This window comes from Brevibacterium sp. SIMBA_078, from assembly GCF_046534565.1.
Taxonomy (GTDB): Bacteria; Actinomycetota; Actinomycetes; order Actinomycetales; family Brevibacteriaceae; genus Brevibacterium.
This window is the reverse complement of sequence record NZ_JAWRYQ010000001.1, coordinates 490,425-514,878: the sequence shown is the minus strand read 5'-3', so window position 1 is coordinate 514,878 and position 24,454 is coordinate 490,425. Positions and strand designations below refer to the sequence as shown.

Here is a 24,454-nt window from a genome sequence, read left to right as displayed (position 1 = left end):
CGTCAGTCGCCCCTGGCCTGCCGCACCATCCGCACCTCGCGAATCCCGTCGTAATCGTCGGTCTTGATGGTGCCGTCGGCGACGAACCCGTTCTTCGAGTAGAACGCCTGGGCACGGGGATTCGGATCCGCCACCCACAGTGCAGTCGTCACGGACGGATCGATGACGGCGTCGAGGAGGTCCTGGCCGACGCCCGTGCCGTGCATGGATCGATAGGAGTAGAGCACGTAGAGGTGGCGGTCTTCGGGGAGTTCGTCCTCGGCTGATTCCGTATTCTCGGGCGGGCCAGCCATGGCGATGCCGACGATCCGGCCATCGGATTCGGCGACGGCGCAGGTGAACTTCGACGGAGCCGCCTCGGCGAGGATCTGCGTCCACATCTGGCGGCGTCGATCAATGAGGTCGGGGGCATCGAGGAGTTCGTCGGGCATGATCCCGCGGTAGGTCTCGAGCCAGGTGTCGACATGGACGCGCGCCATGGCTGCAGCATCGGCGGGCACGGGCGGGCGAACTGCGTGGGTCATGACTGGATGCTACCGGCCGACGCGGCCAGGAAGATCGTTCTCCGGCACGAAATATTCACCTGACCTGCACCTGTCGACAAACAGCTGTCCAGCCGGGGCACCCAGGATCGAGAGAGTGAGAGCGAACCGCGAACCAGTCACCGCCGTCGAATCACCAACCTCGGGCCACCCACTTCCTCAACCGCTCCGGCCGTCACCACCCGGTCCTCGGAACACCGGCGGGGGAGCCGTCGCATTCGAGCCGGTGGCAGCACCATCGCCCACCGACCTCGAGCTGCCGATGGGCCCGCGTACCCGGCTGTATCGATTCTTCGAAGCCCTGCCGGCGGCGATCAGCTTCACCGTGGTCGGGCTCGTACTCGTCCTGCCGTTCGTCGACGCAATGCTCGGAGCGGTCTATGTGCTCTCCATCGTCGGGCTGATGTTCGTGCGGGCGATGCTCGGCGCGATCGACGTCGCCCGCGGGTTCGTCCGCTTTCGCCGCAGCGCTCGCGTCGACTGGGCGGCACGCCTGACCGACCTGGAGCGAGCCCTGGACGGACGCCCTTCCTTGGCGCATCCTCGGGGTGGGTTCCGTGCCGCCGACCATGCCGATCTTGTAGCGAAATTCAGCGCCGATCCGACCTCGATCATGCGGCCATCGACCCTGCTCCACGCGGTCGTCGTGGCCGCGTACAACGAGCCCTACCCAGTCATCGCCGACACCATCCGCACCCTGCTGCACACCTCGACGAAGCCCGAACAGCTCCTCGTCTTCTTCGCTCATGAGGAACGCGGCGGACCTGCCATGGCCGAAACGGCTCGGCGGCTCGAAGCCGAGTACGGCCACCGCTTCGGGGCCTTCGTCCTCGTCGAACATCCAGCCGGATTGCCCGACGAGATCGCCGGCAAGGGAGCGAACATCACGTACGCCGGTCACCACCTGGCCGAATGGGTCCGTGACGAGGCCATCGACCCGCGTCGGGTGATCGTCACGAGCCTCGACTGCGACAACATTCCGCACGAGTCCTACTTCGACTGTGTTGCCTACGAATATGCGACCGCGCCGGACCGGGAGCGTCTGTCGTTCCAGCCGATCAGCCTCTACATCACGAACATCTGGGACGTGCCCGCACCATCGCGAGTGGTCGCCAGTGCGAACTGCTTCTGGAATCTCACGACCACTGTCCGCAGGCTCGCACTGCGCAACTTCGCCTCCCACGCGCAGCCGCTGACTGCTCTGGTCGAGATGGGCTTCTGGTCGAAGCGGACCATTGTCGAGGACGGTCACCAGTACTGGCGCAGCTGGTTCCACTTCGACGGGGACTACCGGGTCGTACCCATCCACGTCCCGATCTTCCAGGACGCTGTACAGGCCGGAACGTTCAAGTCCACGATGGTCGCTCAGTTCAAACAGCTCAGCCGCTGGTCGTACGGTGCCTCCGACGTTCCCTATGTCGGGGTGCGCGTCTTCGCTCCCGGAGCCCGCGCGCCGTTCTGGCCCGGAGTCATCCGCTTCTTCTCCCTGCTCGAAGGGCACGTCAGTCTCGCCTCGATCTCGATCATCATCGCCATCGGCGGGTGGATCCCCTTCGTCGTGGCCGCGCAGACGGGGCAGGCATCCTCGTTGGTCGAGCGCATGCCGATGACCGTGGGCATCATTCAGCAGATCGGCATGATCGGACTCATCGTCTCCATCATCGTGTTCAATGCGCTGCTGCCTCCTCGGCCGATCCACGTCCCGCGCGAACGCCGCGTGACGATGTGGCTACAGTGGCTGCTCTATCCGCTCACGCTGCTCGTGTTCAATTCCTCGACCGCGCTGTACTCGCAGTGGTGCCTGCTCACCGGCCGCTACCGCGAACGCTTCGACGTCACGGAGAAGATGGCCGGCGGACGCTCCAACTGACCAGGTGCCGGCACATCAACTGGTTCAAAGTGTGAGTGCCCGGATTTCAGGCTCCTGTCCTGCACTTTGAACCAGTTGTCACCTCCGTCGCCGAGGCGGTCGGTCGGCTGGCCGGAGCGCATACCCTATTTCCGTCGCCCGGTGCGAGGTCTACGCTGGGAACTGAGCCCCAGCGTTCACAGAGTCAACGGTGCTGCCGGTTCCCGGAGCCGCAGGGCCGTCCAGCCGAGGAGAGTGTCATGGCCGACACCGACAGCACGCACGCCGCCCGACATGAAACTGAGCATTTCGACTCCATCATCAGCGGAGGCGGCCCCGCCGGGATCGTCGCCGGACTGCTGCTCGCCCGTGGCGGGGTGAGAGTCGTCGTTCTCGAGAAGCACGAGGACTTCTTCCGCGACTTCCGCGGCGATACCATCCACCCGTCCACTCTGCGCCTCCTCGACGAGTTGGGCCTCTACCATCGGTTCGCCCGCATCACCCACCGTCGAGTGAGCAATATCAGCCTCCAGGATCGGAACGGCGAGGATTTCGTCCTCGGCGACCTGTCGCGGCTGAACACCGCGCACCCTTATATGACTATCGCCCCGCAGTGGGACTTCCTCAACCTGCTCGCCGAGGCGGGAGAGGACGAACCGGGATTCGACCTGCGGATGGGCACAGAGATGTCGTCCCTGATCTGGGAGGGCGACCGTGTCATCGGCGTTCGCGCGGTCGGGGTCGACGGCGAGACCGAGTTCCGGGCGCCACTCGTCGTGGCCGCCGACGGCCGCTGGTCGAAGGCGCGGGCGGAGGCGCGACTTCCGGTCCGCGAACTGCATTCCGGGATCGACGTGTGGTGGTTCCGGATCGACACCGAGGCGGAGCTCCCCGACTCCGTGGCACCCCGCTCACACGACGGCAGCGTCTTCGTTGCGATTCCGCGGGACGGGCACGTGCAGATCGCCCGGCTCATTCCGAAGGGTGAGGACGCACGATTCCGGGCGGAGGGTGTCGAAGCGCTGCGCAACGCGGTAGCCGGAACCTTCCCCGCCCTCGCCGCGGATGTCGAAGGAATCGAGATGGACGAGGTGAAGCTGCTCGACGTGCGTCGAAACGAGGCACCGAGGTGGTTCGTCGACGGTCTGCTGTGCATCGGCGACGCGGTGCACGCGATGAGTCCACTCGGCGGAGTCGGCGTCAACCTCGCCGTCCAGGACGGCATGGCCACGGCTCGGCTGCTCGCCGACTCGCTGCGCACCGGCGAAGTGTCGGTACGACAGCTGCGGCGGGTCCAGCGCAGACGCCTGTTGACGACGAAGGCCGTCGAGCTGCTGCAGGGCGGCATCCACCGGATGATCGAACCTGTCGTCCACCACGGCGGCGACGTCCGCCCGCCGGCGCCGTTGGAATGGCTGCTGAGGACCTTCCCCGCGCTCACCGTGGTGCCGGCGCGTATCCTCGGCATGGGAATCACCGCAGAACACGCCCCGGATTTCGCGCGACGCGAGGAACCGGCATTCGAAGGAGCACGATGAGCCAGATCCTCCACCTGCGACCCTTGGCGCCCTCCGATGAGGCGGAGCTGCGCAAATTCCACGAGCAGCTGCGCGCCGACGACTTCGCATTCCTCCAGGCCGAGGGCACGTGGGACGACATCATCGCCACCCACGAGCGCGAGGCTCGCGGAATCGATCTCCCACCGGGGCGAGTACGCGCGGAATTCCTCGTCGCCGAGGTAGCCGGTCGACCCGTCGGCCGCACCTCCATCCGATACGAACTCAACGACTTCCTGTTCGATCTCGGCGGGCACGTCGGATACGCGGTCGCCCCGGAATTCCGTCGCCGAGGATACGCCCAGCAGATCCTGTCACGCTCGGTCGAACGTCTGCGCTCGGCCGGGGTCGAGAGCGTGCTCGTCACCTGCGATGACACGAACATCGCCTCGGCAAGTGTGATCGAACGGTGCGGGGGAGTCCTCGAGGACGTGCGCGAAAACAGTGACGGACCGCCCAAACGGCGTTACTGGATCGACGCGGATTCCGGTTTTCCTCAATCGGCCTCGACGGTCAGCACTAGTGCCGCGGTGACGGCAGATCCGTAGAGTCGAAGACATGAACTCACTATTCGACTCCATCCGCAAAATCGGTTTCCGTCGCGGTCCCGACCGCATCCTCGGCGGTATTGCCGGGGGCCTCGCCGAGGTGACCGGCATCAACGTCTGGATCATGCGGCTCATCGTTCTCGCTTCGTTCCTCCTCCCCGTACTCGGAATCGGCGCTTACCTCGTCGCGTGGATCCTCGCTCCGTGGCAGGACAATTCGATCCCGCTGCAGCAGGCCTTCGGCGGTCGGTCAATTCAGTGACAGCGGGTCGGCGGGCGACAGGTACTTCACTGACACTCTCGTCGGTGTAGACGACGTACTCATCGCAGCGCGCCGGTCAGGTGCTTCGACGTCTATGACCATGCCGAGGTCGCAGCCAACCACGGAGAGTTCCTCGGGCTCCTGGTGAAGATCGCCGGTGCGAAACGCGTCCTCGAATTCCGCACCCTGGAGCTGGAACTACCAGACCTGCGGCGATCTGCGGTAGTAGACGTCGACCGGATCCAGGTCGAACGTCGGAGCGTCGAAAAACGTCCAGATGAGGAGAACGATCGTGATTGGGAAGAAAGCGACGCCAAGGTAGCTCCACATGCCCCTCCAGAATCCGACGCGTCTGCCGCTGTGCTTGAGCGAGACGACTCCGCACAGTGCCTGGCCGGGGGAGACCGTGCAGCCGTAGAGGGCTCCGAACACCAGCGCCATCAGCGGATAGCTGGCGAGAGCAGCTCCGGTAGCAGCATCGAGCGAGATGATGTTGATCCCGGCGAGGGCAATGGCGACACCGACGACCGTGCCGGTGCAGAAGAGGACGAAGATCGCGTCGAGGATCCTCGCCCACCAGCGCCTGCCCGACGGCGCCGGAGTCAGCTGACCGCGGTTGCGCCAGGGCCCTGGGCCGTGGATGGCGAGCCCAGCCTGGGCGCGGTAGTTCGAACTCATTGTGCGTATCCTTCTCGCTGCTGACCGGTCGATGACTCCGACTCTATGCGGTTGCCGGCCCGCAGGGGGTGTTCGTCAGGCAACATCCTGTGCCAGTTCCGGTACAACCCTTCTCGACCGTCCGCGGTCGGTGAGAGAACTGAATCGTCTGCTGAAAATCTGCTGAAAATGACGCACCCCCGAAGCTCGCAGCTTCGGGGGTGCTATGTATCATGCCTGGTCAGGCTGGGTGGGCCCCGTGGGGATCGAACCCACGACCCGCGGATTAAAAGTCCGCTGCTCTACCAACTGAGCTAGAGGCCCCGCCCCATCACAAGTGCAGGACACAGGCCTGCTGACGCATGATGGAGACGAACCAATAGTAGAGCTTCGCGCCCGAATTACTCAAACCAGGGCCCGCCGTCGAGAGGGGTCCGTCGACTCCCTCCCGACGAAGCCCCGCGGCTCACTTCTCCAGTCCGCGCTGATCCTCAGCAGTGTACGTACGAGGCAGGCCGTCCGGAGCCTCAAGCTCCTCGGGATCCGTGGGCTCGATGACGGAGGATTCGACGGTCTTGTTCTTCTTGACCTTCCCGAGCAGAGCCGACACGTGCTTGAGGTTCGACAGCAGCTTGTGATCCTTCTTCGGCGCAACGTACTCGGGGTCGGTCTCGATGGGGAAGACCGTCGGCGCAGCACCGAAGGCCTCCTTCGATTCCCCAGCGACCTTCCGTGCCATCTGCGCATTCACCACGGCACCGATGACAGCGCCGACGCCGAAGGGCAGCAGCCGACCGACCAGCGATCCGCCGGCACGGGCGGCGAACTTGCGGATGAAGGTTTTGCGCAGCTTGCGCACGAGCAGATCGACCAGCGGGGTCGGCAGCTGCTTGGTCACGGTGGCGCCCCAGCTGCCGAACATCGACTCCACGCCGCCGTTCTGCTTGCCGAACTTCTGGATGAGGTTCTTCCCGTCCTTGCCCAGCATGAGGCCGAGGACCAGGGCGTTCGCCCGCTTGGCGTCGGCCACCGGCAGTCCGTGGATCTCTGCGATGGCCTGCGCGAACAGTGCAGTGCCTTCCAGGAAGCCCGCGGTCTCGACGCTGGCGACTCCCAGCGCGGCCGTCGTGCCCAACCCCGGAACGGCGGCGGTCGCACCGACGGCGGCACCGCCCGAGGTCGTCAGCGCCAGGTAATGCCGGCGAATGATCGTGATGAGCTCTTCGGGGGTCGCGTCGGGGTGCCGGCGGCGCAGACTGCGCACATAGGCCAGCGCGACGGGGCGCTGCACGGACAGCAGGCGCGACAACATCGACTGGGCGCGGGGATTGAGGGTTCCGTCGTCATTGACTGCTAACTTCGCAGCCTTGTCGAGACCCTTCTTCGCCACTGATGATTTTGCCACGAGAGTTCCTCCTCGTTTTGGTCACTCGCGACTGCCGGTCGCAGCCACGAATCAGATCCAAGTTTAATAGCGTCCGTTGTGAGTCCCGGGAGCGGAACCTGACCGTGCGGCGAAAGCCCGAATGTGCTCCACGTCCTAGTCCGCGCACCCTGACAGGGACTAAACTGCCCTGACCATGTCACAGCGCGCATTCCACCGTCCCGTTCCCCTGGCCGACCTCGACTCCGTCGGTGCCGTCGACGATCCCGTCGCCCGTTCGGAGACCTCGCACGCCACCGCGGCACTGCTGCTCGGCGATTCAGAAGGCAATCGCGACGAGGCTGCCACCAGGCGTTTTGTCGAACTCGCCGATGACATCGGCTTCGAGATCATCGCCGAGATGTGGTCCGCCGCTCCCGCCGTCTCCGCACCCGGCGCACTGTGGCGCCTCTACGCCCTGCGCCAATGGATCAAGTCCGCACCGTGTGAACTCTCTGAGATGTTCTCCGACGGCCAACGCCGCGTCACCGAAGGCATCGGCTACGACGAGATCCTCGCCGGCGTCGAACTGCCAGCCGGACCCGACGAAGTGGCCCACGCCATCGACGAGATCCTCGTCGGCGCCTTCCGCGGTGACGTCGTCATCGCGCTGCTGCGCGCCTCCGCCTTCGTCGGCATCTGCGCGGCAGGCACCGACGACCATGACACCGCCGTCCGCCTGCGCCAACTCTCCCAAGACCTGTCCGACGCCGCGGTCGCCCATCGCCGAGGCGGCCTCGACTGATCCTCGGCCCGCCGGCAATCCCCTCGCCGAGGCGGCCCCTCCCGACCGAATGAGCGCGGTCCCCGTCGGGACCGGTTATTCCCACCCGACCACGTCATCGACTGTGAGATTCTCAACGGACGAAGGACCGCCTCAGCGGTGGATTCATGAGCATGAACGAGTATCGTAGGGGGTGGCCTTCGGGCCACCGGACGCTGGATCGCTGAAGCCCCGGGCTCCAAATTCAGCCGCTTCGAGCGGCCTTCCGCCGAGAGGCGCTCTCGGTTCAGCGTCCGGCACATATCATTGAGGCATCATGCATATTCGTCCGGCTTGTCCGGGCCCCGGGCAGGAGGAGAGCATGCGGCTCAAGCGGGTACCGCAGGACAAGGTGTTCTATGAGCGGTTGTCCGATCTTGTCTCTCAGATGCGCCAGTGCAACCTGGTGCTCGCCGAACTCTCCGGAATCGAAATCAGCGAACGACGCGACGTCGCCGACCGCCTCCGCGAGATCGGGGACAGGGCCGATGAGGACATGGGCGCGATGCTCCGAGCACTGCGCGAGAACTACATCACCCCGTTCGACCGCAACGACCTGTACCTGCTCAGCCACCATATGCGCGATATCTGCCACCGGCTGCACGGAGTCGGTTACGTTCTCGCCTCCGGAGCCTTCGACCCGCTGCCCTCCGGCGTTCCCGAGACCCTGGCCGTGCTGTCGAATCAGACCGACCACACCTCGCGCATGATCACCCGGCTGCCGGGCAAGCTCGATCAGTGGGACTACGTCGACGCGATCAACCGGCTGACCTACCAGGTCGAGAGCCTGCAGTGGCGGATGTCGGACGCGGTGCCGAACTCTAAACGGGGACTGACCTATATGGCTGCCGTGTCCCAACTCGGGCAGGCCTTCGTCCGGGCCGCCCACGGGTTCACCGAACTCGGCAAGGTCGTCGCAGCCATCGCGATCAAGGAGTCGTAGTCCGTGGAGCTGCTCTTGGCGGCAGTCGTCATCGCCGCGGTGATCTTCGCCGGCTCGAACGGATTCCACGACGCCGCCCTGACCGTCGGCAACGCGGTCGTCGGACGGGCGATGCGTCCGGGCTGGGCGCTCAGCCTGGCCGTCATCTTCAACTTCATCGGCGCGCTCCTCGGTGAGGGAATCGCGATCGTCGTGGCCAACCAGATCGTGCTCTTCTCCGGTTCGGCCGACCTCATCCTCACCAGCCTCATCGTCGCTTTCGTGGCGGCGACGGCGTGGAGCCTGTTCACCTACTATCTGGCCCTGCCGGTGTCGTCGACCCACTGTCTCATCGGCGGTCTGCTCGGCGCGGGAATCGTCTTCGGCTTCTCCGTCAATGCCGAGCACGCAATGAACAACGTCGTGTGGCCGCTGGTGCTCTCACCCATCCTCGGCTTCATTCTGGCGTGGGTGCTCACACTCATCCTGTCGAAGTCACTGGCGTCCACCCCGCCGAAACCGCTGTTCCGGGGCGCACGCATGGTCGATTCCGTTCTCACTGCGTCTCTGTCGCTCGTCCACGGGGTCCAGGACGCTCAGAAAGTCGCGGCCCTGGTCATGGTCGGGATCCTCGCCGTCGAGGCGACGCCGCACGATGGTCTGTCCATCGTCGAGATCTCCTGGCCGGTGCGCCTCCTCATCGCCGCGGCTCTGGCTCTGGGCACCGGACTGAGCGGGTGGCGAGTGGTCCAGACGCTGTCCGTGCGGATGGTCCGCCTCGACCCCCTCAAATCCTCCATCGCCGATGGCGCGGCCACGATCCTCATGTACACCGCAGCACTGATCATGAGGGTTCCGGTGTCGCTGACCTTCGTTCTCGGCTCGTCGATCCTCGGCACCCAGTACGCCGGGCGCAAGGGACATGCCAGGGCGAGATACTTCCTGCCGATGTTCGGAGTCTGGCTCCTGACGATCCCCGCCGCAGCACTCCTTGCGGTGGTGCTCGGCTGGATCGTCAAGACCTCCGTCGGACTCTGACGAATCAGCCCCGAGGCTTCCGCCCGAAGACGAAGCCGGTGGTGATCATGGCCGCGGCGAGGACGAAGTGCAGCCAGTTGTCGGCGGTGTTGAGTCCGACGAAGTTGCCCATCGACTCCATCGGAATCACCATTCCGTAGATCCACAGCACCGCGTAGATGATTCCGCCGACGATGAGGTAGTTCTTCGCCAGTGCACGCGAGCGGAGTCCGAGCATCCCGACGACTCCGAAGAGCAGGTGGACGATGTTGTGGAGCACCGTGACCTGGAAGAGGCCGAGCAGCGCCGCGTCGGTGTGATGTCCGGCGAAGCTGATCGAGCCGAGATTCGCGGTGATGCCCGGGACGAATCCGAGGATGCCCACGAGCAGGAACACGGCACCGAAGAGCCCGGAGACCATCTGCACCTGCGAGCGGGTGCTGCGTGAGGCGGTGGGCGACTGTGACGACATCGAGATATTCATGATGATCCTTTCCCAAAGGTGGCTGATACCGATGGTTCGGAGCAGATGCCGATTCGGATGGCCGATGGGCGAAGTTTTTCGGCAGCGCCTTCCTGAACGGTCCCCTCGGTGTCCGTGACGTCTCCTGTGGGTGGATCCACCTGGACAACGGCATCGATATCGCGGCGGATCCACCCACAGGATCAGCCGGCGAACGGACCGTACGTAGCCAACAGGTTGCCCTTGCTGGTGCGCTGCACGTCTTTGAGCGCCAGCCTCGTCGTCGTTCCGCCCTCGAAGAGGGACCGACCGCTGCCGGCGACGACCGGGTGGATTGCCACCGTCAGTTCGTCGACGAGGTTCGCTTCGACGAGCTGACGGACGATCGACATCGAACCCTCGATGGCGATCTTGCCGCCTTCGCCGGCTTTGAGATCGCGGACGAAGTCAACGAGGTCGCACCGGATGAGTGTCGAGTTCTCCCACTTGAGGTCAGGCTGCGACAGCGTCGTCGAGGCGATGTGCTTGGGAGTCGAGTTGATGAAGTTCGCGAACGGTGCGTCCTCGCCTTCCGTGTGGTTCGGCCAGTGGTTCTCCCACTCCTGGTAGGTGACCCGGCCGAGGATGCAGTCGTCGACTCCTCCGATGGCCGTGGTCATCCATTCGCCCGTCTCCTGGTCGAAGGAGTCGAATTGGAAGTTGAACGGATCGGATGCGATCCCGTCGAGTGACTGGAACAGTGCGGCGATGACTGTGCGTGGCATGGCGATCTCCTCATTGAGTGTCGGGCGGGGTTTGAGCTTCATGCGGACTACTGCGCTCTATGTGGGCTCATGTGTTTCGTGCGGGCCGTGATTCCCGATATCCGTTTAAGTTCAGAAATTGAACTGTGGTTTCAATAGTGAACTCACATTGCTATGCTGTCAAGCATGAAATCGTACGGACAGTTCTGCGGTCTTGCTCGGGCAGCCGAGGTGCTGGGGGAGCGATGGTCGCTCATCATCCTCCGCGATCTCCTCGTCGGTCCCAAGCGATTCAACGAGCTTCGGCAGGGAAACCCCGGAATTCCCTCGAACCTCCTGACCACGCGATTGCGCGAACTCGAAGCAGCAGGAATTCTCGAGCGCAGCATCGACGGGCGCAGTGTGGTCTACTGCCTCAGCGACTACGGTTCGGAACTTGGTCCGGTGCTCATCGAACTCGGTCGCTGGGGATCACGGCGCATGCTTGAGGCACGTGAGGGTGAGATTCCGACCGACAGTTCCTTGGCCGCCGCGTTGCTCACCTCTCGCACCGAGGCGAAGGTGCGGGCTTTCAAGGTGGAAGTGACGGCCGGCCCGGCGGTCGCTCATGCTGAAGTGGACGAGTCGGGCGTGAACGTGGCCGAAGGCGCCGATCCGACCGCGCAGCTGTTCATCAGCGGCCCGGGTCTGCGGGGCCTCCTTGCTGATGGTGATGCGGAGACGGCCGTGGCTGCCGGGACGGTATCCGTCGACGGGAACGAGTCGCTGCTGACTGAGTTCGTTCGCGCCTTCCGCGCACCTCTCGACGACAATAACGGCAACGCGGCACGAGAGAAATAGGCACCGATGGCTCCTGCGGTGAGAGGACCGCGGGGCGGATCGTCCGGGAGGGTGCATTCTCTGGTCGATCCGCGGGGATTGTGGAGCTCAGAACGCCGCGGATCGACCAAACAATGACATGTCACGGACGAATCCCGCCGGCGCCTGCCGGATCGCGCACCGGATCGCCCCAACGCAAAGTGGTCGTTCTGGTCACGTTCCGCTGAGCAGAGCGTGACCAAAACGACCACTGAGTGACGCGCATTGCTGCGGCGACAGGCATTGTCGCAGAGGCGCGCATGGGACCTCGTCACGACGATGCGCTTCGGCTCCCGCCGAGACGAGACGGAGACTGAACCCACCCCGCCGCGACGAGCCCTCAGATCATCCGAAGCGACCGGAGATGTAGTTCTCGGTCTCTTCCTTGTCCGGGTTCGAGAAGATCGTCGAGGTCTCGTTGAACTCGATGAGCTTTCCGGGCTTGCCGGTGCCGGCGATGTTGAAGAACGCGGTCTTGTCCGACACACGAGCCGCCTGCTGCATGTTGTGCGTGACGATTACGACCGTGTACTTGTCCTTGAGGTCGTTGATGAGGTCCTCGATCGCCAGGGTCGAGATCGGGTCGAGAGCCGAGCACGGTTCGTCCATGAGCAGGACCTCGGGTTCGACGGCGATCGCGCGGGCGATGCACAGACGCTGCTGCTGACCGCCGGAGAGACCCGAGCCGGGCAGGTTGAGGCGATCCTTGACCTCGTTCCACAGGTTCGCGCCGCGCAGGGCACGTTCGGTGAGATCATCGGCTTCGGTCTTCGACATGCGCTTGTTGTTCAGGCGCACACCGGCAAGCACGTTCTCCTTGATGCTCATCGTCGGGAACGGGTTCGCCCGCTGGAAGACCATGCCCACCTCGCGGCGGACGTTGACCGGGTCGACGCCGGCGCCGTAGATGTCATTGCCGTCCATGAGGACCTCACCGGAGACGCTGGCGCCGGGGATGACCTCGTGCATGCGGTTGAGCGTGCGCAGCACCGTGGACTTGCCGCAGCCGGAGGGGCCGATGAAGGCGGTGACGGAGCGCGGCTTGATCTGCATCTGCACTCCGTCGACGGCGCGGAAGTCGCCGTAGAAGATGTCGAGATCCTTGATGTCGATCTGCTTGGACATTGTGTTTCCTATCCGTGGAAATGGTTGAGTCTGGAGGTCTGTGGGCAGTCGCCGGTCAGCGTCCGGCCTTCGGTGCGAGCACCTTTGCGATGATGCGGGCGAGCAGGTTGAGCACCATGACGAGGGCGACGAGCACGAGCGCTGCGGCCCATGCGCGTTCCGAGCTGGCCAGGGCGGCGGCTCCCGGCGAGACCGGGCGCAGCTGCGAGTCGTAGATGAACGTCGGCAACGTCGACATCCAGCCGGAGAAGAGGTTCCAGTTAAGCGTCTTGGCGAATCCGGCGGTGACCATGATGGGTGCGGTCTCACCGATGACGCGGGCGATGGCGATGGTGACACCGGAGAGGATTCCCGACACCGAGGTGGGCAGAACGATCTTGACGATCGTCTTCCACTTCGGCACGCCCAGAGCGTAGGAAGCCTCGCGCAGGTCCATCGGCACCAGTCGGAGGATCTCCTCCGTATTGCGCACGACGATCGGAATCATCAGCACCGACAGTGCCACGGCTGCGGTGAAACCGGTTTTGGCGATTCCCGCAGAACCGGGCATGAGCACATTCGCGATCGTGGAGAACAGAGCGAAGGCGAAGAGACCGGCGACGATCGAGGGGATACCGGTCATCACGTCGACGAGGAAGGTGATCGCCTTGCCCAGGCGGTTCTTGTTCGAGTACTCGACGAGGTAGATGGCGGTGAGGACGCCGATCGGAATCGAGATCACGCAGGCGGCGAGCGTGATGAGCACGGTGCCGACGATGGCGTGGTAGAAGCCGCCGGCCAGAGTGGCCTCGCCGGCGACGTACTGCTGATCGAGGACGCCCTTCATGCCGAGCATGGTGCGGGTGAGCAGGTCGCCGCTGATGGCGGCCCCGCCCTTGGACACGGTCAGCCACAGCAGCGAAATGAGGGGAACGCATGCGAGGACGAACGTCGAGGTGACGATGGTGGTCGCGATACGGTCGACGGCCTTGCGGCGGCCTTCGTAGGACGCGGAGACCGCGAAGACGGCGATCGCGTTGATGAGGCCTGCAAGGACGGCCACGACGGGGATGTTGAAGCCGCCGAAGGCGATGAAGCTGATGACGATCGCCGCGATGATCGAGGCGACGGCGACGATCCACGGGGTGGCCTTCGGGAGCTGTTTGGAGGTGAGCTTCGCCGGTTTCGACACGGCCGCCTCGGTGGTGGTGTTCGTGGTGGTCATGGTTCTCAACTTCCCTTCACCGAGGTGCGAGCGACAATGGCGCGGGCTCCCATGTTCACCAGCAGGGTGATGACGAAGAGCACGAGGCCGACGGTGATGAGCTCGGACAGGCGCAGCCCCGCGGCCTCGGGGAAGTTCTGCGCGATCTCGGACGCGATGGTCTGGTTGCCGCTGACCACGAGCGAGGCGGTGAGGACGCCGGGCGAGAGGATCATGGCCACGGCCATGGTCTCACCGAGGGCGCGGCCGAGGCCGAGCATCGTGGCCGAGACGATCCCGGACTTGCCGAAGGGCAGCACAGCCATGCGGATCATCTCCCAGCGGGTGGCGCCGAGCGCCAGTGCCGCCTCTTCCTGCAGACGCGGGGTCTGGAGGAAGATCTCGCGAGTCAGGGAGGTGATGATCGGCAGGATCATGATCGAGAGCACGAGCGAAGCGGTGAGGAGGGTGCGGCCCGTCTGCGACACGGAACCGTCCGCGGCCGGTGCGAAGATCGGAATCCAGCCGAACCACTTCGACAGCCACAGGTAGAAGCCGGTGAGGTTGCCGGCCAGCGCGATGCCCCATAGACCGTAGACGACCGAGGGGATGGCCGCGAGCAGGTCGATGACATACCCGAGGACCGGAGCGAGCTTGCGCGGGGCCATGTGCGTGGTGAACAGCGCGATGCCCAGCGAGAAGGGAGTCGCGACGATCAGCGCGATGGCCGCGGAGATGAGCGTGCCGATGACCAGCGGCCAGACGTAGGAGAAGAAGCCCTTGCCGCCGGTGATCTGGGAGGGATCGCTGATCTGCGCGGTGATGGTGTCCTTCGACTGTGCCAGAAGGAACAGTGCGACTCCGGCGAGGATCACGAGGATCAGGATGCCGGCGATGAGCGTGGCGGCCGAGAAGATGCGGTCGCCGGGTCGGACGACGGCCTTCTGCTGCCGAGCTGCCGGACTCTGCGGCGGCTTCTGCCCGGACTCGGGCGTGGAGCCCGGCCCTGTGGGGCCCGACTCAGTGGTCTCTGTGCTGATCGGCACAAGTACTCCTCATGTGACTTGTGGTGGAACCAGGGTGGTTCCACAGGCGCGGAAAAGCGGCGCAGGGCTTCTGCGCCGCTCCCGACTGGCTATTTCTCCAGGTCAGAGACTGAAATCAGCCTGCAACCTTGATCGAGTCGATGACTTCTTCGATCTGCTTGCGCAGGTCGTCCGACAGCGGTGCGGACCCGGCGGAATCGGCAGCGGACTTCTGTCCCTCTTCCGAGACCACGAACTTCTCCCAGGCCTTGACCATGTCCACGGTCTCCTGGTCCTTGTAGGACGAGCAGACGAGGTGGTAGGAGACGAGCACGATCGGGTAGGCGCCGGACTCGGTGGTGTCGCGGGCCAGGTCGAAGGCGAGGTCGCCTTCGCTGCGGCCTTCGACCTTCTCGGATGCGTCGACGACCTTGGTCGCGGCTTCCGGGGAGAGCTCGACGAACTCGTCGCCGACCTTGACCTTGGCGGTGGAGAGCTCACCGACGGCCGAGGCATCCGCGTAGCCGATGGCTCCGTCGGTGTCGGAGACGGTCTGGATGACACCGTCGGTGCCCTGAGCGGCCTCGCCGCCGTACTCCTTCGGGAAGTTGCCGTCGACCTCGGCGTCCCAGTCCTTCTCGGCGGTGGCCTTGAGGTACTCGGCGAAGTTCTCGGTGGTGCCCGAGTCATCGGCGCGGTGAACGGCGGTGATCTTGAGGTCCGGGAGGTCGGCGTCCGGGTTGTCGGCCTTGATGGCCTCGTCGTTCCAGTTGGTGATGTCGCCCTTGAAGATCTTCGCGATCGTTGCGGGGGAGAGGTTGAGCTCGTCAACGCCCTCGACGTTGAAGGTCACGGCGATGGGGGAGATGTAGACGGGGAACTCGTAGGCTCCGTCGGCGCCGCAGGCTTCCTCTCCGGCCTTGACCTCTTCATCGTCGAGGTGGGCATCGGAACCGGCGAACTGAGCGTTGCCGGCGAGGAACTGCTCACGGCCGGCACCCGATCCGTCGGGGGAGTAGTTGACGGTCACACCGGAGTTCTGCGAGGTGAAGTCCGCTGTCCAGGCATCCATGGCTGCCTTCTGCGAGGAGGCGCCGATGCCGGTCAGGGTGCCCTGCAGGTCGCTGCTGCCGCCGGAGGCCTCTTCACCGGTGGCGGACTGGCCGCCGCAAGCCGAGAGGGTGATGGCGCCGACCGCGAGGATCGCAGCGGAGGGGGCGAGATGCTTCATCTTCACGAAGATGCCTTTCATGTTTGTGGACACAGCTCGAGAGTTCTCGATTGCTCGTCATCCACGCTAAGGATCACGCGTGAAGTGCAAGGAGTTGGAACGTGAATGGAAGGTGAATGAGCGGCGAAGGGTTGGAACCGCTGTGAGTGCTCGATCACAGACTTCGCCGGTTTCATGAAAGGATCATTGTCGGGACCGGCATACTGCCGCCGAGGCGGCCCGCCCAGTACGCGTCCAAGTCCGCCGAGGCGGGCCGCCCAGTAAGCATGCTCGACCTTGAGAATCGGCTCGCTGGCGGGTCGTGCGCCTCGGTCAGCTGTCGATGGGGCGGACGCGTTCGACCTCGACGATGCGCGGCACCGGACCGGGGCGCACATAGGCGATGAGGACCTCACCGGGCTTGAGGTACGGATCGTCCTTCGGCAGCTTCGCCTCCACACGCTTCGGGGCATGGGCCGCGTAGACGGAGAAGATCGTCGGCAGCACCGGCCGGTGCGTGCAGTAGATGACGGGTTTGCCCTTCGCCAGCAGCTTCTCGATATAGCGGGCGGTCTTGTCCGGGTTCGCAGCGGTGGCCTTCTCGCTGAGCGTCGACACCTTCTTGATCGACTTGCCCGTCGCCGCCGACAGCGGAGTCAGCGTCGCCATGCAGCGCTTCCACGGACTCGAGACGAGCTTGCGGACGCCCCAGGCTCCCAGCAGACCGGTCAGTGCCATGGCCTGTCGGGTGCCGAGTTTGAGCAGGGGCCGCACATGCTCGGTTTCGTACCACTTCGCACGTGGGAACGCTTTCCCGTGGCGGACGAGGATGAGCGGCCACGCCCGCAGGGCGTCCGTCTCAGCGAACTTCTCCAGTGCGTCGAGCTGTTCCCGGTCCGCGAACGATGTCAGCTTCGACCGGGCCTTGTCGACAGGGAACCAGCCGGCGGTGTCGACCTCTCGCTTGTTCACCGGGGCGAAGTCCGCCTCGTCCTTGACCTCGGCCGACCAGTAGAAGACCTTCTTCAGCGTGTTCTTGCCGACCGTGTACTCGGCCGACGGCAGGGGGATGCCGAGGTGGATGTCGAACCCCGTCTCCTCCTTGACCTCGCGGATCGCAGCCTCCGGCAGCGTCTCACCCGGGTCGACCTTGCCCTTGGGCCACGACCAGTCGTTGTACTTCGGACGGTGGATGAGCACCACCTCGAGGCCTTTCGGACCGTGCCGCCAGCAGACAGCCCCGGCGGCCAGGACATCGGCGGTGACGCGCGATGACGCCTGCGCCGAAGAGACCTTGGACGGGCTCACGCCTCATCCCCGATTCGCCGACGATTCCGGTGCCGACGGATGAGCTCCGTCTGATAGTCGGCGAGGATGCTGCCCTCGTCATCGTGGGTCCGCCGCGTCCATCTGCCGTTACCGGCCAGATCGAACGCCGAGGTGGTCGGGGAGAAGGCGAGATCGAAGAGTTCGATGATCTCCGCCCGGTGCCCGTCATCGACGATCTGCACGAGCGCTTCGACCCGGCGGTCGAGGTTGCGGTGCATCATATCGGCCGAACCGATGTAGACGATCGGGTCGCCGTTGTTGCCGAAGACGAAGGCGCGGGAGTGTTCGAGGAAGCGTCCGAGCACAGAACGCACGGTGATGTTCTCGCTCAGTCCCTCGATGCCCGGGCGCAGGGCGCAGATCCCGCGGACGAAGACTTCGACGCTGACCCCGGCCTGGGATGCCCTGTAGAGGGCATCGATGATGGCTTCGTCGACGATCGAGTTGACCTTGATCCGCACCTGCCCCTGTCCGCCGGACTGCGCGATCGCGATCTCGGAGTCGATGAGGTCGATGAGTCCGGTGCGCACAGTACTGGGGGCGACGAGGAACCGTGAGTATTCGGACTTCGGCGCATAGCCGGAGAGCTGGTTGAACAGCTTCGTCAGATCATCGGCGACGGCCCGATCACGGGTGAGCAGTCCGAAGTCCTCATAGCCGCGGGCGGTCTTCGGGTGGTAGTTGCCGGTGCCGACATGGCAGTACCGGGCCAGCCCGTCGGCCTCCTGACGGACGACGAGGGAGAGCTTCGCATGGGTCTTGAGCCCGACGATTCCGTAGACGACGTGGACGCCGGCGCGCTCGAGCTTGCGGGCCCAGGTGATGTTGGCCTCCTCGTCGAACCGGGCCTTGATCTCGACGACGGCGAGCACCTGGATGCCGGCCTGTGCGGCATCGACGAGGGCGTCGATGATCGGCGAATCCCCGGAGGTGCGGTAGAGCGTCTGCTTGATCGCGAGCACGTTCTTGTCCGACGCCGCCTGTTCGAGGAAGGCCTGCACGCTCGTGGAGAACGAATCGTAGGGGTGGTGCAGGAGGATGTCCCGGCTGGCCACCGCGTCGAAGACATCGACTTGGTCGCTGGACTCCCGCAGCGACAGGTCTTTGTTCATCTGCGGGACCATCTTCGGATAGTGCAGATCATCGCGCGGCACATCGGCGATATCGGACATGCCGGACAGGTCCAGCGGGCTGGGCAGGTGGTAGATCTCCGAGTCGTGGATGCCCAGTTCGTCCTTGAGCATTTCGAGGACGCGGGGGTGGATGTTCTCCGTGATCTCCATCCGCACGGCCGGACCGAAGCGCCGGCGCAGCAGCTCCTTCTCCAGGGCCTTGAGCAGGTTCTCCGCATCGTCCTCTTCGACCTCGAGGTCCTCGTTGCGGGTCACGCGGAAGGTCGAATGGTGGACGATCTCCATACCGTCGAAGAGGGTGCCGAGGTGTTCGGCGATGATGTCCTCGAGGGCGACGAAGCGGGCCGGGACGTCGCGTCCGGCGGGTCGGTCGGTCGCCTCGGCGACATTGAAGAACCGGGGCAGGCGCGGGGGAACCTTGACGCGGGCGAAGAATTCCTTGCCCGTCTCCGGTGACCGCAGGAGCACGCCGAGGTTGAGCGAGAGACCCGAGATATACGGGAACGGGTGCGCCGGATCGACGGCCAGCGGGGTGAGGACGGGATAGACGTGGCCGAAGAAGAATTCGTCGACGCGGTGGCGCTCATCCTCGGTGAGGTCCTCGACCTGGACCTTCGTGATCGATTCCGCGTCGAGGCGGGGACCGATATCGTCCTTGAGCAGGGCGGCATGCCGGCTCATCAGCTCGAATGCGCGCACCCCGATATCATGCATGACCTGCGCGGGCATGCGGCCGGTGACGGTGGGAACGGCGAGACCGGTGTTGATACGGCGTTTGCGGCCGGCGACGCGGACCATGAAGAACTCGTCGAGGTTGGTCGCGAAGATCGAGAGGAACCGGACGCGTTCGAGCAGCGGGATCTCCGGATCCGAGGCGAGGTCGAGGACGCGTTCGTTGAAGGCCAGCCAGCTGAGTTCGCGATCGAGGAAGCGATCTGCCGGATCGGGCAGTCCCAGTTCCTTACCCGAAGCTGCGATGTCGTACAACGCTCTACTCCTTCTCGTCCGTCGATGCCGTGCTCGCAGATTCAGTGCCGGCGATCTCCGCGGAGGCCGGTGCATAGGCCACGTGCGCGACCGCGACATGGAAACCCAGTCGCTCGTACAAGCCTAGCGCCGGGGCGTTGTCCGATTCGACGTAGAGTTCGATCGTCTCGGCACCGTTGGCCACCATCCGCCGCATTCCCTCGACCGTCAGCGCCTTGCCCACGCCCTTGGCATGGATGCGCGGATCGACGCCGACGACATAGACCTCGCCGAGGCGACCCTCATCACCCGTGTCCGTGATCTTCGTCTGGTGGAATCCGATGACCTCGCCATCGCGGGCGGCGATGATGAAGGCGCTCGGATCGAAGTCCGCGGCGGTGACGACGGCATCGATATCGGCGCGGGTCTGGCCGCCCTGTTCCGGATGCCAGTCGAATGCGGCGTTGTTCACGGCCAGCCAGCCGTCCTCGTCGCCGGGAACGAAGGAGCGGATCTCGACCCCGTCAGGACTCTGCGTCTCGGGGAGGCCGTCGAGGCTCAGCCCGGTGTCGGTGCGCATCTGGTAGAGCACACGGTCGCGGCCGAGCCCGTGCTTCTGCGCGAGGTGGGCCGCGGCTGGGTGGTCGCCGTGCGACCAGCACCAGGCGTCGGGCTCTTCGTCGAGGATCGTTCTCAGCAGCTGTTCGCCGAGGCCCTGACCACGGTGGTCGGGGGCGATGAGGAACTCTGCGGCGTGACGGTCGCCCTGCAGGGCGCGGATTCCGAACCCGATGAGAGTCTCGTCGTCGGTGTAGATGCGCCAGACGCTCGAGGCGGTCTGCGCCTCGTGGGCGGTGTCCTCACCGGTGGCGACAGCCATGAGTCCGCCGGAGATCTCGGCGGCGCCATCGGCGGCCGCCACGTCCTCGAGGAACGTCAGCTCATCCTCGGTGAGGGTGTCGATCGGGGTGGAGGTGATTGCTCCGCTGGCCTGGATTCTCATGCCGTCACGTCCTCTGAATCTGTGTCGGTGACGCTGTCGGCGCTGAAGCGATAGCCGACGTTGCGCACGGTGTGGATGGCGTTCTCAAGGTCTTTGCCGAGTTTCGCACGGAGGCGGCGAACATGCACGTCAACGGTGCGGGTGCCTCCGAAGTAGTCGTCGCCCCACACGGCGAGCAGGATGTCGTCGCGGGTGAAGACGCGTTCGGGGTGCATGGCGAAGAACTTCAGCAGGGCGAACTCGCGGTAGGTGAGGTCGAGGCTGCGTCCGCCGAGCTCAGCGGTGAACGCGGTTTCGTCGATGCGCAGGTCTCCGGTGACGACGACCATCGGTTCGCCGTCGGCGTTCCACTGTCCTTCGCCCGTGTCGCCAAGTCGGCCCGACGAACCGGGCCCGCCTGTCCGGGAGGTGCCGACGGGGCCGCGTCCGGTGCGAACCGGTCCCCAGCCCCCGGCGTCGCCCCTAGCGCCGAGGCGGCCGAACCCGGCATTCATTCCGCCGGGGAATCCGCTGCCGGAATGGGCTGACGAGGATGTGACGTGACGGTCACGGGCCACGCGCAGCCGCGCTTCCACCTCGGCGGGACCAGCTGTGGTGAGGATGAGGTCGGACACGTTCCATTTCGCCGAGGCGGTCGCCAGTCCGCCCTCCCCGAGGACGACGATGACGGGGGCGGTGATCCGCGCCTCGGCGAGGAGGTCGGAGATGCGCGGGGCCAGGGACAGATCGAGACAGGCGTCGACGATGACGACGTCGACCGCGGCGGATTCGGCCCGACGGCTGGGCAGGTCCTCGGCGGCGCAGCGGTCGATCTGGTGACCGAGGTACTGCAGGGATTCGGGAGCCAGCGGGGCGTCGAGCCTGGCCGTGGGGCAGATGTGCAGAATCCGCATGTGCTGCATCCACCTCCTCGGCGCCCGTCTTTTGAGCCCGTCGTCTGAGGAAGATTATAGCGATGCCCTGGCCGGTGCTGCTCCGACGCGCAACCACCGGTGGTTACCGTGGGTGTCGCCGGATAAGGCACGATAGTGCTGTGATCAGATGGATTCGAGTAGCCGTCGCCCTGGTTCTGGTGTTGGCCCTCAGCGCCTCCGTGTACTGGGGCTATACGCTGTTCCTGCTGGCGACCGGACTCATCGTCTTCGGCGTCGCCTATGGTTGGCCGCGTCTGACGGACTCCCCGCAGCCGCGGGCGACCTCGATCATGCTCGCCCTCTTCGGCGTCGGCGGACTCTACGCCGCCTGGCAGGACTCCACGGCTCCCTACCTCGACTGGCTGCCCGTGCTCGCGGGCCTCGGTCTGCTGTGGACCTTCGTGCAGAACCTCACCCGCGGAATCGGTGCCTCCTATGCGGTGGCGAACGTGTCCGCGCAGGTCTCCGGACTCGTCATCGTCCTGTCCGCGAGCACCTGGGTTGCGGCGATCACGGTCCCCGGTGACAAGGAGGCCATCGTCATCGGCCTCGCCTCGCTCATCGTGGCGCAGTGCATGACCGCGCTGCCGTGGCCGGCGATCTACACCTCGCCATTGGCCATCGCCATGTCCACGGCCGTGGCGGGGATCCTGTCGGTGCTCGTGTTCGCACCGGCGATCTCCCTGGCCATGGCGCTCATCCTCGGTGTCATCATGGGCCTGCTCGTGGCAGCGGTCGATCGGATGCTCGGGCTCGTCGCCTATGCGAAGTTCCAGGCCGCCAACCTCGAGGCCTCACAGAACATCGAGGTGAAGAAGAACGTCGAGAAGGCCCGCAGCTTCGCCGTGCAGCTCGCCCTCGGTGCCGCCCCGATCGCGCTCGGCGGAGTCGTCGTCTACGCACTCGAACGCGTCGCCTCCTGACCTGGGCTGAATGCACACCACTGTGTCAGGAACTGTAGACTGGGAGCATGGAAAATCTTGTTGCTCTCGAAATCGTCTTCTCCAGCCTCGTCGGCATTGCCGCACTCGGCGCCCTGGGCGTCGGGGTCAAGGTCGTCACGGCGCTGTTCAAAGACAACCGCTGATCCCTGATGGTGATCGAACTCGATGCCTCGGTCCATCCCGAGCTCGTCCCTCTGTCCTGGCTGATCGGGTCGTGGGAAGGCGTCGGTGTCGTCGGCTACGCGGACACTCCTGAGAAGCAGTTCGGCCAGCGCATCGACTTCGTCGCCCATGAGGGCACGCCCTTCCTCCAGTACACCGCGCATGCGTGGCTGCTCAGCGAATCCGGTGAACTCGAGTCGACCCTGACCCTCGAGACCGGGATCTGGCAGCTCGTGCGTCAGCACGACGACGGCGACGTCGGCCCGGGAATGATGGTGCCGACCGAACAGCAGTCCTTCACCTCGGCCGCAGCGGTCGAAACCCTGCGCACGAACGACGACGCCTTCGAGATCGAAGCCGAGATCGTCCACCCGCACGGAGTCATGGAACTCTACGCCGGCACCGTCAAAGGACCGCGCATCGATCTGGCCACCGACGTGGTGGCCAGGACCAAGACCGCGAAGGAGTACACCGCCTCGACGCGGATGTACGGCCTCGTCGGCGGCGAACTCATGTGGGCCTGGGACATGGCAGCCATGGGCCACGAACTCGCCTCCCACTCCTCTGCCAGATTGAAGAAGCTGTCTTAAGATGACTGATCCCGTGTCGCCGAATTCTGACTTCAACGATTCGCCGTCGCCGGAGAACACCGACACCCCCACCGAGGCGGTTCGGCGCTCCTCGCTGGCCCGCGGACTGAGCTCGACCGCGGTGCTCGGGGCCGGCGACCTCGCCGAGACTCCCATCCACTACGGAGCTCCTCTGCGAGAGCAGCGCGTGCTCGAGGAGAAGGACGGTCTCGTCGACCTCGCACACCTCCGCGTGCTGCGTCTGAGCGGACCCGACCGTCTGACCTGGCTGAACTCGATTACCACGCAGAAGATCGACACCCTGGCCCCCGGAGTGTCCACCGAAACCCTCGTGCTCGATCCGAACGGTCGCATCGAAGGCTGGCTGAAGCTCGTCGACGACGGTGAAGCGCTGTGGGCGATCAGCGACCTCAACACCGATGCGACGCTGGAGTTCCTGCGCAAGATGGTCTTCATGATGCGCGTCGAGATCGAGGACCTCAGCGACGACTATCAGTGCTTCGGCGCCATCACCGCTCTGCCCGACGCCCTGCCCGTCACCCGGACCTGGTCCGATCCGTGGCCGCACATCGGAAGCGGTTCGGCCTCCTACGCACAGATCGACATCGGGCACGACGTCGCCGGAACCGACCACCCGGGTCTCGAGACTCCGTTCGTCATCGGCATCGTCAAGCGCTCCGACCTGCAGGGCCTGTCGGCGAACAGCTTTGACATGGCCGGCTTCGACGCCTGGGAAGCCCTGCGGATCGCCGCCTGGCGACCTGGCCGGAATGAAATCGATCACAAGGCCCTCGTCGGCGAACTCGACCTGCTGCGCACGGCCGTGCACCTGGCCAAGGGCTGCTACCGCGGTCAGGAAGCGGTGGCACGCGTCCACAATCTCGGTCAGCCGCCCCGGCGTCTGACCTTCGTCCATCTCGACGGGTCCGGGCACATCGCCCCGGACCCCGGCACCGAGGTGCTCGCCGAGGTCCGCGGATCCGAACGATCCGTGGGCACTCTGACCTCGGTGGCCGTGCACTGGGAGCTCGGACCGATCGGTCTGGCCGTGGTCAAACGGAACCTCGCCCCCGAGGCGCAGCTGAGCTTCGAAATCGGCGACGGCGAACGCGTCATCGGCGCTCAGGAGACGATCGTCGTCCCGATGCGCGCGCACGAGCGCGTGCTTCCGGAACGGAACAGGGACGTCGACGCCCGCAGCCAGAACCGCTGATCACAGGGAGTCTGGAGTGCGCCGCCGGTGCCGTCGGCGGTCCTCGATCTCGAC

At 65.2% G+C, this 24,454-nt stretch carries 24 protein-coding genes and 1 tRNA gene; 11 read left to right on the top strand and 14 right to left on the bottom strand.

The genetic code is table 11. The annotated features are described in order from the left end of the window. Positions 1-2 precede the first annotated feature (2 nt). The gene (locus SB749_RS02340) at positions 3-524 is read right to left on the bottom strand and encodes a GNAT family N-acetyltransferase (RefSeq protein WP_410708828.1); all 522 of its coding nucleotides are present in this window, start codon (positions 522-524) and stop codon (positions 3-5) included. A 244-nt stretch (positions 525-768) separates the two neighbouring features. Between SB749_RS02340 and SB749_RS02335 the strand changes: the two genes are divergently transcribed. The 4 genes from SB749_RS02335 (at position 769) to SB749_RS02320 (ending at position 4,757) form a co-directional block, all read left to right on the top strand. After that, on the top strand, positions 769-2,412 hold the full coding sequence (locus tag SB749_RS02335; RefSeq protein ID WP_410708827.1) for a hypothetical protein: 1,644 nt from the start codon (positions 769-771) through the stop codon (positions 2,410-2,412). A 239-nt stretch (positions 2,413-2,651) separates the two neighbouring features. Further along, positions 2,652-3,929: an FAD-dependent oxidoreductase gene (locus SB749_RS02330; protein ID WP_410708825.1), complete on the top strand. Its 1,278-nt coding sequence runs from the start codon at positions 2,652-2,654 to the stop codon at positions 3,927-3,929. After that, entirely contained in the window at positions 3,926-4,495 is a 570-nt protein-coding gene (locus SB749_RS02325; RefSeq protein ID WP_410708823.1) for a GNAT family N-acetyltransferase, read from the top strand. The genes SB749_RS02330 and SB749_RS02325 overlap by 4 nt, the downstream gene beginning before the upstream one ends. Before the next feature lie 10 nt (positions 4,496-4,505). Then, positions 4,506-4,757 (top strand): PspC domain-containing protein, encoded by a 252-nt coding sequence (locus tag SB749_RS02320; protein ID WP_410708821.1) that lies wholly within the window; start codon positions 4,506-4,508, stop codon positions 4,755-4,757. Between the two features lie 198 nt (positions 4,758-4,955). Here the strand turns inward: SB749_RS02320 and SB749_RS02315 are convergent, their stop codons facing one another. From SB749_RS02315 to SB749_RS02305, 3 genes are all read right to left on the bottom strand, one after another. After that, complete coding sequence (locus tag SB749_RS02315; RefSeq protein WP_410708820.1) at positions 4,956-5,435, bottom strand: hypothetical protein; 480 nt, start codon at positions 5,433-5,435, stop codon at positions 4,956-4,958. Positions 5,436-5,665: 230 nt separating this feature from the next. Then, a tRNA-Lys gene (locus SB749_RS02310) sits at positions 5,666-5,738 on the bottom strand. 142 nt (positions 5,739-5,880) lie between these two features. Beyond that, the gene (locus SB749_RS02305) at positions 5,881-6,819 is read right to left on the bottom strand and encodes a hypothetical protein (RefSeq protein ID WP_410708819.1); all 939 of its coding nucleotides are present in this window, start codon (positions 6,817-6,819) and stop codon (positions 5,881-5,883) included. 175 nt (positions 6,820-6,994) lie between these two features. Between SB749_RS02305 and SB749_RS02300 the strand changes: the two genes are divergently transcribed. From SB749_RS02300 to SB749_RS02290, 3 genes are all read left to right on the top strand, one after another. Continuing rightward, entirely contained in the window at positions 6,995-7,582 is a 588-nt protein-coding gene (locus SB749_RS02300; RefSeq protein WP_410708818.1) for a hypothetical protein, read from the top strand. Between the two features lie 340 nt (positions 7,583-7,922). Beyond that, entirely contained in the window at positions 7,923-8,543 is a 621-nt protein-coding gene (locus SB749_RS02295) for a DUF47 domain-containing protein (protein ID WP_101543807.1), read from the top strand. A 3-nt stretch (positions 8,544-8,546) separates the two neighbouring features. Then, positions 8,547-9,560, top strand: coding sequence for an anion permease (locus SB749_RS02290; protein ID WP_410708817.1), 1,014 nt, complete (start codon positions 8,547-8,549; stop codon positions 9,558-9,560). Positions 9,561-9,564: 4 nt separating this feature from the next. Here the strand turns inward: SB749_RS02290 and SB749_RS02285 are convergent, their stop codons facing one another. Beyond that, positions 9,565-10,023, bottom strand: coding sequence for a DUF4383 domain-containing protein (locus SB749_RS02285; RefSeq protein ID WP_410708816.1), 459 nt, complete (start codon positions 10,021-10,023; stop codon positions 9,565-9,567). A 182-nt stretch (positions 10,024-10,205) separates the two neighbouring features. Next, complete coding sequence (locus SB749_RS02280; RefSeq protein WP_410708815.1) at positions 10,206-10,766, bottom strand: dihydrofolate reductase family protein; 561 nt, start codon at positions 10,764-10,766, stop codon at positions 10,206-10,208. 165 nt (positions 10,767-10,931) lie between these two features. On the opposite strand from SB749_RS02280, the gene SB749_RS02275 reads away from it, so the two are divergent. Then, positions 10,932-11,585 carry a winged helix-turn-helix transcriptional regulator gene (locus SB749_RS02275; protein WP_410708814.1) on the top strand — a complete coding sequence of 218 codons (654 nt, stop codon included), beginning with the start codon at positions 10,932-10,934 and terminating at the stop codon, positions 11,583-11,585. A 363-nt stretch (positions 11,586-11,948) separates the two neighbouring features. Here SB749_RS02275 and pstB read toward each other — a convergent pair whose 3' ends face one another. The 8 genes from pstB to SB749_RS02235 all read right to left on the bottom strand — a co-directional run bounded on the left by pstB (position 11,949) and on the right by SB749_RS02235 (position 21,479). Next, positions 11,949-12,728: a phosphate ABC transporter ATP-binding protein PstB gene (pstB, locus tag SB749_RS02270; protein ID WP_264799712.1), complete on the bottom strand. Its 780-nt coding sequence runs from the start codon at positions 12,726-12,728 to the stop codon at positions 11,949-11,951. 55 nt (positions 12,729-12,783) lie between these two features. After that, a complete protein-coding gene (gene pstA / locus SB749_RS02265) occupies positions 12,784-13,932 on the bottom strand; it encodes a phosphate ABC transporter permease PstA (protein WP_410708812.1) in 1,149 nt (382 codons plus the stop codon). Between the two features lie 5 nt (positions 13,933-13,937). Further along, the gene (gene pstC / locus SB749_RS02260; RefSeq protein WP_101544086.1) at positions 13,938-14,828 is read right to left on the bottom strand and encodes a phosphate ABC transporter permease subunit PstC; all 891 of its coding nucleotides are present in this window, start codon (positions 14,826-14,828) and stop codon (positions 13,938-13,940) included. Positions 14,829-15,072: 244 nt separating this feature from the next. Beyond that, the gene (gene pstS / locus SB749_RS02255; protein WP_410709918.1) at positions 15,073-16,173 is read right to left on the bottom strand and encodes a phosphate ABC transporter substrate-binding protein PstS; all 1,101 of its coding nucleotides are present in this window, start codon (positions 16,171-16,173) and stop codon (positions 15,073-15,075) included. A 306-nt stretch (positions 16,174-16,479) separates the two neighbouring features. Continuing rightward, positions 16,480-17,454: an NUDIX hydrolase gene (locus SB749_RS02250; protein WP_410708811.1), complete on the bottom strand. Its 975-nt coding sequence runs from the start codon at positions 17,452-17,454 to the stop codon at positions 16,480-16,482. Continuing rightward, positions 17,451-19,595, bottom strand: a complete 2,145-nt coding sequence (locus tag SB749_RS02245; RefSeq protein WP_410708810.1) for an RNA degradosome polyphosphate kinase — start codon at positions 19,593-19,595, stop codon at positions 17,451-17,453. The genes SB749_RS02250 and SB749_RS02245 overlap by 4 nt, the downstream gene beginning before the upstream one ends. 4 nt (positions 19,596-19,599) lie before the next feature. Next, positions 19,600-20,577, bottom strand: a complete 978-nt coding sequence (gene mshD, locus SB749_RS02240; RefSeq protein WP_410708809.1) for a mycothiol synthase — start codon at positions 20,575-20,577, stop codon at positions 19,600-19,602. Next, positions 20,574-21,479, bottom strand: coding sequence for a winged helix-turn-helix domain-containing protein (locus SB749_RS02235; protein WP_410708808.1), 906 nt, complete (start codon positions 21,477-21,479; stop codon positions 20,574-20,576). The genes mshD and SB749_RS02235 overlap by 4 nt, the downstream gene beginning before the upstream one ends. A 131-nt stretch (positions 21,480-21,610) precedes the next feature. Between SB749_RS02235 and SB749_RS02230 the strand changes: the two genes are divergently transcribed. The 3 genes from SB749_RS02230 to SB749_RS02220 all read left to right on the top strand — a co-directional run bounded on the left by SB749_RS02230 (position 21,611) and on the right by SB749_RS02220 (position 24,400). Next, entirely contained in the window at positions 21,611-22,414 is an 804-nt protein-coding gene (locus SB749_RS02230) for an ammonia permease (protein ID WP_264799705.1), read from the top strand. Between the two features lie 170 nt (positions 22,415-22,584). After that, on the top strand, positions 22,585-23,187 hold the full coding sequence (locus SB749_RS02225; protein WP_172171573.1) for an FABP family protein: 603 nt from the start codon (positions 22,585-22,587) through the stop codon (positions 23,185-23,187). A gap of 1 nt (position 23,188) precedes the next feature. After that, positions 23,189-24,400: a YgfZ/GcvT domain-containing protein gene (locus SB749_RS02220; RefSeq protein ID WP_410708806.1), complete on the top strand. Its 1,212-nt coding sequence runs from the start codon at positions 23,189-23,191 to the stop codon at positions 24,398-24,400. The last annotated feature ends 54 nt before the right edge of the window (positions 24,401-24,454 follow it).